Consider the following 2,287-nt stretch of genomic DNA (forward strand, 5'->3'; position numbering starts at 1 on the left):
ACCGTTCCTATTCAGTGAGCAGGAGTGAGTCTTGGACCCACACCTGGTCACTGCGGGCATCCCGAACGGTTTTGGGTGCCCTGGTCGCCCGCTTTCGCTCCGCATCCGGCTGCACGGATCGTGTCCGTGGTCCGGGAATACGGGGGCGGGCTTCCTCACGCCCCGGGACACCACGATCGGTCTGGACGGTCCGATGCCCGCGGCGATCGCTCCGGTCGTCGTGGGGCGGTGCCGTCCGTCGCCGGATCGGGTGTCCGAGGGCGCGCCTGCCGATCGCCACCGAAGCGGCGTCATGGCGAGTCATGGTGCGTTTGGTGCTCGTGAGGGGCTTGCGCCAGTGCTCGTCGCCCCAGGTGGAGGTGTAGGCGGGGTCCACGGCCACGATGGCGAGGCCGTGTTCGGTTGCCATCGACACGAGCCGGGCCTTGAGCTTGCCCGTCGGCATGCCGGAGATCAGCTGCCGGAACCGCTTTTTGCGGCCGTGTTTCTCTCGGGTCTTCTCCTTCGTGAAGTCCAGGTTCTCGATCCCGATCGCTGTGATGCCGTATCGCTTGGTCCAGTGCAGCAGGCGGGTGAGGGCGTGCCGGATCTGGGCGTCGCGGTGTTCCGCGGTGCCGGACAGGTCGAAGAAGAACTGCTGGGGGTCGCCGGTCGGGTTGCCGTGCGGGTCGAGTCGGTAGGCGGCGAAGTGGTCGGCGTTGGTGTCCACGCCGACCATGCCCTTGGCGCGTGCCGAATCCAGCGGGAGGGTCTTGACGGCCGGTCGCTGCCATGACGCGGTCAGGTACCAGCGGCCGCGTTCGGTGTCGAGGTGGATGCGGTAGGCCACGGCCCGGTTCGCCGTGATGCGGTCCCGCCATTCGGTTCCCCGGTGCGCGAAAGTGACCGTGGAGGCGAGGATGTACCGGCCGTGCTCGGCGTTGGCCAGGTGGGCGAGCGGCGCGGGCAGCTTGATGCTGGTCTCGCCGTCGGGGGTGACGCGGATCGTCTCGTTGCCGAAACGCTTCCCGGACTCGCCGTCGGCGGCGAGGAACCAGCGTTCGGCCTCCCAGTGTTCCCGCCACTGGGATTCGGTGAGTTGGGCCGCTTCGAGGTTGTGCCGGTTCTTGAGCAGCCGCCGGCCACCGCGCACCACGTGCACGCGTCCCGCGGCCCAGTCGGCTCGGGCCTGCTCCAGACGGGCCTCAAGGCAGGACAGGCGCCGGGACTTGTGGAACCACTCGCCTTTTGACCGGTAGCCGCCCGGAGCGCGCTTGGTGCCCCTCTCGCCGATCGGCAAGGAGAGCCGGTGCCGCAGCGTACGGATACCGGCTTCAAGGCTTTGGATGTATGCCAGCAGGCAGCGTCGGGCCAGCCCGTACTGGTCATGGGTGGCCTTCGTGATCGCCCCGGCGATACGCGAGGAGGACTGCTCGGTCAACGCCCGTTTACGGGCCGCCCAGTGGTCGTTGTCGTGATCGTGCCCGGCCTCGCAGCGGACCTTGAGATCGCGGGATGCCAACCGTCCTTGGTGCTCGCCGACCAGGCGCAGCACTTTCTCGTCCTCGGTGGACAGGCGCAGCCGGTCGCGTACTGCCACACCCGACGGTCCTGCCGCTACGAAGGGGTCCCCGACCGGGCGGAGCTGCTTCTTCGGTTCAGCCACGCCCGGCCGCCTCAAGCGCCTTACGAGCACGGTTCTTTGCCGACCGGCGGCCGTACAGGCGGGCGCAGAACGAGGTCAGCACATCCACGACGTCCTGCACCAGGTCGTCCTCGACCTCGCCGGCGTCCAGCACCACCAGACGTCGGCCGGTCGCGGACAGGACTGCCTCGACCAGCTCGACGTTCATCCGGCCGAGGCGGTCTTTGTGCTCGACCACCACGGTGGTCACGTGTGGATCGGCCAGCAGACGCCGGGCCTTTGAACGGGCCCCGTTCATCCCCGAGCCGATCTCGGACTCGATCCGGACCACCCGGTGACCAGCCTTCGCAGTCCACTCGGACAACCGGGCCGTCTGGCGGGCGAGATCATCTTTCTGGTCGTGGGAGGAGACACGGGCATACAGGCCGACACCTCCCACCACCTCGGGCGCCGCGTTGGCCTCCACGTTCACCAGGATCGTGCGCGGCCCGACCCGCTGAGCCGGTACCGGCAACGTCCCCTCACGAAACCAGCGATACGCGGTCTGCGGGTGCACACCCTGCGTCTTCGCCCACTCCGTCAGATTCACACCGTGTCAACGACACTCACTCATACGTGGTTACGCACACCCACCCGACTTTGCGAGCCAGCAGGTGAGGACCC

The 2,287-nt window shown here is 68.2% G+C and carries 2 protein-coding genes; both read right to left on the minus strand.

The window, feature by feature from the left end; genetic code table 11:
- Positions 1-7: 7 nt before the first annotated feature.
- Positions 8-1,579, minus strand: a complete 1,572-nt coding sequence (locus ABCR83_RS32550) for an IS200/IS605 family accessory protein TnpB-related protein (protein WP_462698869.1) — start codon at positions 1,577-1,579, stop codon at positions 8-10.
- 58 nt (positions 1,580-1,637) lie between these two features.
- Positions 1,638-2,213 (minus strand): IS607 family transposase, encoded by a 576-nt coding sequence (locus ABCR83_RS32555; RefSeq protein ID WP_462698870.1) that lies wholly within the window; start codon positions 2,211-2,213, stop codon positions 1,638-1,640.
- Positions 2,214-2,287: the final 74 nt, after the last annotated feature.

The sequence above is a fragment of the Streptomyces xingningensis genome, from assembly GCF_054957865.1.